Source organism: Blastococcus sp. CCUG 61487 (genome assembly GCF_005222955.1).
In the GTDB taxonomy this organism is placed as follows: domain Bacteria; phylum Actinomycetota; class Actinomycetes; order Mycobacteriales; family Geodermatophilaceae; genus Blastococcus.
This window is the reverse complement of sequence record NZ_LWUA01000096.1, coordinates 1-7147: the sequence shown is the minus strand read 5'-3', so window position 1 is coordinate 7147 and position 7147 is coordinate 1. Positions and strand designations below refer to the sequence as shown.

At 73.8% G+C, this 7147-nt stretch carries 8 protein-coding genes and 1 pseudogene; 6 read left to right on the top strand and 3 right to left on the bottom strand.

The features are described from left to right. A pseudogene (locus tag A6V29_RS06790) lies at nt 1-394 on the bottom strand (hypothetical protein); the annotation flags it as partial. Nucleotides 395-433: 39 nt separating this feature from the next. Next, entirely contained in the window at nt 434-733 is a 300-nt protein-coding gene (locus tag A6V29_RS06785; protein WP_137159603.1) for a DUF4193 domain-containing protein, read from the bottom strand. Nucleotides 734-1025: 292 nt separating this feature from the next. Between A6V29_RS06785 and A6V29_RS06780 the strand changes: the two genes are divergently transcribed. Continuing rightward, nucleotides 1026-2072 carry a phosphotransferase family protein gene (locus A6V29_RS06780; RefSeq protein WP_137159602.1) on the top strand — a complete coding sequence of 349 codons (1047 nt, stop codon included), beginning with the start codon at nt 1026-1028 and terminating at the stop codon, nt 2070-2072. A gap of 64 nt (nt 2073-2136) precedes the next feature. Continuing rightward, complete coding sequence (locus A6V29_RS06775) at nt 2137-2682, top strand: LytR C-terminal domain-containing protein (protein WP_137159601.1); 546 nt, start codon at nt 2137-2139, stop codon at nt 2680-2682. A 37-nt stretch (nt 2683-2719) separates the two neighbouring features. Here A6V29_RS06775 and A6V29_RS06770 read toward each other — a convergent pair whose 3' ends face one another. Then, nucleotides 2720-3535: an inositol monophosphatase family protein gene (locus A6V29_RS06770; RefSeq protein WP_137159600.1), complete on the bottom strand. Its 816-nt coding sequence runs from the start codon at nt 3533-3535 to the stop codon at nt 2720-2722. Between the two features lie 43 nt (nt 3536-3578). On the opposite strand from A6V29_RS06770, the gene ppgK reads away from it, so the two are divergent. The 4 genes from ppgK to A6V29_RS21200 all read left to right on the top strand — a co-directional run. Beyond that, nucleotides 3579-4328, top strand: coding sequence for a polyphosphate--glucose phosphotransferase (gene ppgK / locus A6V29_RS06765; protein ID WP_137159599.1), 750 nt, complete (start codon nt 3579-3581; stop codon nt 4326-4328). Nucleotides 4329-4646: 318 nt separating this feature from the next. Then, the gene (locus A6V29_RS06760) at nt 4647-6059 is read left to right on the top strand and encodes an RNA polymerase sigma factor (protein ID WP_137159598.1); all 1413 of its coding nucleotides are present in this window, start codon (nt 4647-4649) and stop codon (nt 6057-6059) included. Nucleotides 6060-6378: 319 nt separating this feature from the next. Beyond that, a complete protein-coding gene (locus A6V29_RS06755; RefSeq protein WP_212719077.1) occupies nt 6379-6603 on the top strand; it encodes a DUF7455 domain-containing protein in 225 nt (74 codons plus the stop codon). Between the two features lie 281 nt (nt 6604-6884). Further along, on the top strand, nt 6885-7147 hold a 263-nt coding region (locus A6V29_RS21200), incomplete at its 3' end, for a hypothetical protein (RefSeq protein ID WP_212719074.1).

Genomic DNA, 7147 nt, shown 5'->3' with positions numbered 1-7147 from the left:
ACCGGGGTGCGCCGCGCGCAACCGGGGCCGCGTCGCGGATCGGCAGTCGAGGCGCGGCCGCGGCCAGCAGGTCGGCCAGGACGCCGCCGGGCGCCGGGTCGTCGTCGGCGGACGCCCCGGCCGGATCCGTGCCGTCCGCGGGCCCGAGCCGGCTGCCCACGGCGGTGCCGACCGCCGCGACGACCGCGCCGAGCACGTCGCGCAGCTCGCTCACGCGACCCGTGCTCCGCCGCGCCGCCGAGCCCGCAGTCCCGACGAGGCCGGTCACGGCGTCGGCGACGGCACGGGCGGCGCGGGTGAGCCCGCCGTCCTCCGCCGGGGTCCCGACAGCTCCGACCGGCCGCGGCGGGGGGACGTCGCGCAGGGCACCGGTGCGCGACGAGTGCTCGGTCATCGGTCTCCCCGGTGACGGGACGGGCACGGGGTCCGTGCGTCAGGCGCAGTCGCGGCAGTACAGCTCGTTGCCCTTGGTCCTCGCCAGCCGGCTGCGGTGCTGCACCAGGAAGCAGCTCGAGCAGGTGAACTCGTCCTCCTGCTTCGGCAGCACGCGGACCGTCAACTCCTCGTTGGACAGGTCCGCCCCGGGCAGCTCGAGGTTCTCGTTGAAGTCGGTCTCGTCGACGTCGACCGACGAGGACTGCGCCTCTGCACGCCGGGCCTTGAGCTCCTCGAGCGAGTCCTCGCCGAGCTCGTCGGCCTCGTTCCGGCGTGGGGCGTCGTAGTCGGTGGCCATGGGGTGTGCCCCTCCTCCAGTGTTCTCAGCGGCCGAGGCCGCTGCAGGTGACGGGCCTGACCGGCGCCGTCGTCTCGATCGGTCGCTGGTGGCGACCGTTGTCCGTGGTCAGGAGCTCCGCGGAGCATCCTGGATCGCACCGGTCGTGCCTGCCGTCCGTGCGGACGGTGGACGAGACCGGCAGCCGCCCAACGTCGGAGGGGCCGGGTTTGTGCCCGAGGGTGACGGGCGACTCGTGGCTCCGCGGAACGGGCGGCCGGGGCTGCGAAGCGCCAGAGGTTACCCTGCCGCCGTGGCGACTCCCGTGGGTGCTGACCCGACCGTCGTAGGCCCGTACCTGGCGCGTGCGCTGGGCGACGACAGGTGGCAGGAGGTGACCGTCGAGCTCATCGCGGCGGGCATGTCGAACCTGACCTACATCGTGACCCCGCGGGACGGCTCGGCGGAGGACTCCGTGATCCTGCGCCGGCCCCCGACCGGCGCGGTGCTGGCCACCGCGCACGACATGGCCCGGGAGCACCGGGTGATCTCCGCCCTCGGCGCGACGCAGGTGCCGGTGCCGCGGACGCTGCACATGTGCACCGACGAATCGGTGCTGGGTGCGCCGTTCTACGTGATGGAGCGGGTCTTCGGGATCCACGCCGTCAGCGAGTTCCCGCCCGGGTACGCCGACCAGCCGGAGCAGCGGCGTGCCATCGGCGAGGGCCTCATCGACGTCCTCGCCGACCTGCACTCCGTGGACTACGCGGCCGTGGGCCTCGGTGACTTCGGCCGCCCCGAGGGCTTCGCCGCCCGTCAGGTGCGCCGGTGGACCAAGCAGTGGGACGCCACGCGCGACCGGGAGCGCCCGGAGCTCGACGCCCTGGCCGCGCGGCTGGCCGAGACGGTGCCGGCCACCCAGCGGTCGAGCATCGTGCACGGCGACTACCGGCTGGACAACTGCCTGCTCGACCCGAGCACGCCGGGGCGGATCAAGGCGGTCCTCGACTGGGAGATGTCCACGCTCGGTGACCCGCTGACCGACATCGGGATGATGTTCGTCTACTGGCCGCAGGCCGGCGAGGACCGGGCGTCGAGCCAGAGCGCGCTGACCACCCTGCCGGGCTTCCCCACCCGGTTGGAGGCCGCCGAGCGCTACGCGAAGCGCACCGGCGCCGACCTCTCCGACCTGAACTGGTACGTCGGCTTCGCCTTCTTCAAGTTCGCCGCGATCATCGCCGGGATCGTCGCCCGCTCGGCGGCCGGCGCGATGGCCGGCAAGAACACCAGCGGGTACGCCGAGCGCATCGACCCGGTCGTCGAGCTGGGACGCGCCGCGCTCGAGGACGGTGCGATCTAGCCGGCAGTCCCGGCTCTAAGCTCCACCCGACCTGGACGTCCCGGGCTCGGCGAGGAGAGTGACAGTGGCGCTGCGCACCGAACGCCCCGCGGTGCGTGCCCGCAGCGGACGTCGTCCACTGCCGCCGCTGATCTTCCTCCTCGTGCTGGCGCTGGTGGCCGTGGCCGTCTGGTGGAACGTCTTCCGCCAGGACGCCGAACTGCAGGCCGAGCAGGACGCCGCCTGCGCCGAGGCCGAGGCCGCTCCGCCGGCCCTGGACCCGGCCACGGTGTCGGTGCGGGTGTTCAACGCGTCGGACCAGGGCGGGCTGGCGCAGTCGGTCGCCGACGACCTGGCCGCACGCGGCTTCACCGTCGCCGAGGTCGCCAACGACCGCAGCGGCCGCGAGGTCACCGGCGTGGGCGAGGTGCGGCACGGCCCGAGCGGCAAGGGGACGGCGGCCTTCGTGGCGCTGTACCTGCCCGGCGCCGGGCTGTACCAGGACACCCGCGCCACCCAGCAGGTCGACCTCGTGCTGGGGCCGGGGTTCGTGATCGGCGAGAGCCTGGCGTCCGACGACGCCGTCAACGCCACCCTCGACCAGGCCGAGGAGGCCTCGGCCGAGTGCTGAGGCGGCTCCCGGGTCAGGGGTCGGGTCAGGGGTCGGGTCAGGGGTGCAGCGCGCCCAGCAGGGCCAGGAAGTCGTCGGCGACGGACGGCGCCACCGCCACGGCCACCGGCTCGGCGAACCGCCGACCGGGCAGGCCGGCCACGACCAGACCCGCCTCGGCCGCGACGAGCGCCCCGGCGGCGTGGTCCCAGGGCGAGAGACCCGCCTCGTAGTAGGCGTCCACCCGTCCTGCGGCGGCCGCGCAGAGGTCCAGGGCCGCGCTGCCGTTGCGACGGATGTCGCGCACCCGCGGCAGCAGCTCCGCGACGATCGCGCCCTGAGCGCGGCGGTCCTCGGCCCGGTAGCCGAAGCCGGTGGCGACCAGGGTCTGCTCCAGCGAGGCGGGCCGGCTCCCGGCGAGGCGCGCCCGCTCCGGGGACGACGGCGTCGAGGCGAAGGCGCCGCCGCCCTCGACCGCGGTGAACAGCTCACCGGTGGCGACGTTGAGGACCACCCCGACCCGGACGGCGCCGTCGATCTCCGCGGCGATCGAGACGGCGTACGCGGGCTGGTCGTAGAGGAAGTTCACCGTGCCGTCGATCGGGTCGACGACCCACCGGACGCCGCTGGTCCCGGTGCGCTCACCGCCCTCCTCCCCCAGGACGCCGTCGTCCGGCCGGGCGCCCAGCAGGCGGTCGACGATCAGCCGCTCGCTGGCGGTGTCGACGGCGGTCACGACGTCGACGGGGCTGGACTTCACCGCGACGTCCTTCCCCGCCGTCGCCCGGCCGCGGCGGACCAGGTCGGCGGCGGCCGCGGCGGTGTCGACGGCCAGCGCCAGCAGCTCGTCCGGCTGGGGAGGAAGCGCGGTCATGCCGCGATCCTCCCGCACTCCGGCGGCTCAGTAGCCTGACCCGATGCAGGGCTTCGGGATCGACATCGGGGGCAGCGGCATCAAGGGCTGCCTGGTGGACCTCGGAGCGGGCCGGCTGGCCGGCGAGCGGGTGCGGGTCGACACCCCGCAGCCCGCGAAGCCGGAGGCCGTGTACGACGCGGTCACCGGGATCGTCGACTCCTTCGGCTGGACCGGCCGGGTCGGCGTGACCTTCCCCGGGGTGATGAAGCGGGGCGTGGTGCACACCGCCGCCAACGTCGACCCGAGCTGGATCGGCGTCGACGTCGACGCCGACCTGACCGCGCGGCTGCCCGGCACCGTCGAGACGCTGAACGACGCCGACGCCGCCGGGATCGCGGAGATGCGCTACGGCGCGGGCCGAGGGCACGGCGGCGTCGTCCTCATGCTGACCTTCGGCACCGGGATCGGCAGCGCGCTGTTCGTGGACGGCCGCCTCGTGCCCAACACCGAGTTCGGCCACATCCAGGTCGACGGCGAGGACGGCGAGCTGCGCGCCGCCGCCTCCGCCCGGGAGCGCGAGGGCCTCGGCTACCCCGAGTGGGCCCGTCGGGTGGACCGCTACCTGGAGGTCCTCGAGGCCGGCCTGTGGCCGGACCTGATCATCGTGGGCGGCGGGATCAGCCGGAAGGCGCACAAGTGGGTACCGCTGCTCAGCACCCGCACCCCGGTGATCCCCGCGGAGCTGCAGAACGCCGCCGGCATCGTCGGGGCGGCCCTTGCCGCCGCCGAGCGCCCGGAGTCCTCCGCCTAGGGACGGCGTACTGCCGCGCCCCGAGATGCGGGTGCGACGCGCGGTGCACGACCTCCGCACCGGCCGGGTCACGAGCCGCCCGGCGGAACGCCCCGGAGGAGCGAGGAGGGTGCCGCGGACGGTGGAATCCGCTGGTGCCGTCGTTACAATGGACGCGCCCCACCCCGCCCTCCAGCCGAGAGGGATCCCCAGTACGCCACGCGGCCAAACGCCGCGCCGGCTCACGGGTCCTCTCGAACGGCCAGGACGAGGGCCGGAGCCGCTACCCGGAGATCGGACGGTCTCCTGGCGTACGTCCCCCGCAGGGAAGGAACCTGAGTGCCCGCCGACCAGCCAGCACCGGAAGCATCCGCCGCGAGCACCCCGAAGCGCTCCAGGTCGGTCGCCGCCGGTTCCCGGGCCCCGAGGGCCACCGCCGCGGTCGAGGTGAGCGAGGCCGCCGCTCCGGCGAAGAAGGCTCCGGCGAAGAAGTCGGCGAAGGCCCCCGCCACGAAGAGTGCGGCCAAGACCACCGCCAAGACCACCGCGAAGGCTCCCGCCAAGAGCCGCACCAAGCCGGCCATCACCCCCTCCCCCGGCTCGGGCGAGGGCGCGGTGCTGACCGCCGTCGCCTCCGAGGGCGCCACGGTCGCCGTGGTCGACACCGGCTCCGAGGGTCTCAAGCTCGACGAGACCGTCGTGACCGGCAAGGACGGCGTCGAGGAGGCCCCCGCCGAGGACGAGGCGGCCGAGGCGAGCACCGACTTCGAGTGGGACGAGGAGGAGGAGTCCGAGGCCCTCCGCCAGGCCCGCAAGGACGCCGAGCTCACCGCCTCGGCCGACTCGGTCCGCGCCTACCTCAAGCAGATCGGCAAGGTCGCGCTGCTCAACGCCGAGGAGGAGGTCGACCTCGCCAAGCGGATCGAGGCCGGGCTCTACGGCTCCGAGCGGCTGCGTCAGGTCGAGGAGGAGGGCACCAAGATCTCGCCGCAGATGCGCCGCGACCTCAACTGGATCGTCCGCGACGGCGAGCGCGCCAAGAACCACCTGCTCGAGGCCAACCTCCGCCTCGTCGTCTCCCTCGCCAAGCGCTACACCGGCCGCGGCATGGCGTTCCTGGACCTCATCCAGGAGGGCAACCTCGGCCTGATCCGCGCGGTGGAGAAGTTCGACTACACCAAGGGCTACAAGTTCTCCACCTACGCGACCTGGTGGATCCGCCAGGCGATCACCCGCGCCATGGCCGACCAGGCCCGCACCATCCGCATCCCGGTGCACATGGTCGAGGTCATCAACAAGCTCGGCCGCATCCAGCGTGAGCTGCTCCAGGACCTGGGCCGCGAGCCCACCCCGGAGGAGCTGGCCAAGGAGATGGACATCACCCCGGAGAAGGTGCTGGAGATCCAGCAGTACGCCCGGGAGCCGATCAGCCTCGACCAGACCATCGGCGACGAGGGCGACAGCCAGCTCGGCGACTTCATCGAGGACTCCGAGGCCGTCGTGGCCGTCGACGCGGTGAGCTTCACCCTCATGCAGGACCAGCTGACCAGCGTCCTGCAGACGCTCTCGGAGCGGGAGGCCGGCGTCGTCCGGCTGCGCTTCGGGCTCACCGACGGCCAGCCGCGCACGCTGGACGAGATCGGCCAGGTCTACGGGGTCACCCGCGAGCGGATCCGGCAGATCGAGTCCAAGACCATGAGCAAGCTGCGCCACCCCAGCCGCTCCCAGGTCCTGCGCGACTACCTGGACTGAGGGCCGGTTCGCTCCTCACCCACGGGTGGGACGGCGGGTTGCCTCCGACATCCGTCGGGTAGACCGCGTAGCGTGGGTGTCGTCAAGACAGCAGTGGACCCACGACCTCCCGGCAGCCGGCCGGGTTGGCGGACGACAGCACGACCGGTACCACCCCAGGTGTCCCCTGCTGGACCCGTTCCACCGCCGCACGTCACGGACTCATCTCGTTCCGCGAGTCCGCGACTGACGACGGAGGCAACGGGAACACGAGGGGCCATCCTGGCGCTGTGCAGGAGGCCGATCCGCAGCCGCGGGTCCGTGCGGTAGAGAGCGAGTGATGAGCCAGATGACCCAGACGCTGACGACGACCCCGCCCACCGATGACCTCGTCGTTCCCTTCCACTGCGATCGCTGTGGTGCTCTGGCCAAGGTGCGGGTCGTACTCGCCAGTGGCAGCGACCTCGTCTTCTGCGGGCACCACGCACGGGAGTACGACAGCAAGCTCCGCGACATCGCCGTCGACATCATCGACACCGAGGGCGACCAGCACGTAACAGCGTGAGAGAACCGCTATCGTCGCGGCCGCGATGACAGCCTCACCCGACGACGCCGCCGGCGCCTCCCGTCCGCCTCGTGCGGAGGGAGAGCCGGCGGCTCCGTCGTCCCCGGGGACCCCCGGTGCACAGCGACCGGAGGACGACCCGATGCCCCAGCACCCCCCTGCCCACGACGAGACCGTGCGCATGCGCCCCGACGGCGCCGACCGTCGCCCGCCGGTCGAGACGCTCTCGCCCGCCGACCCCGGGCCGGAGGCCGCCGCGGAGCAGGCCGTCCCGGCCGGCGGTGACGTCGCCTTCGACGACACCCGCCCCGTCCCACGGGACTGGCGCGAGGGCGCGCCCGGCCCCGAGGAGACCAGCCCGACCGACGCGGACCCGGCCGCTGCCCCGGTGCCCCACGACCCCGCCGGTCTCCGAGGACCAGCGGGAGACCCAGCAGCTGGGCTCCGCCGAGGACGTCCGCGCCGCCCTGGCCCCGCCGGCCGCGCCCGACACCGGCGAGGAGCAGCCCACCAGCGTGATCGTCGGCGGCCCGGCCGCCGAGAG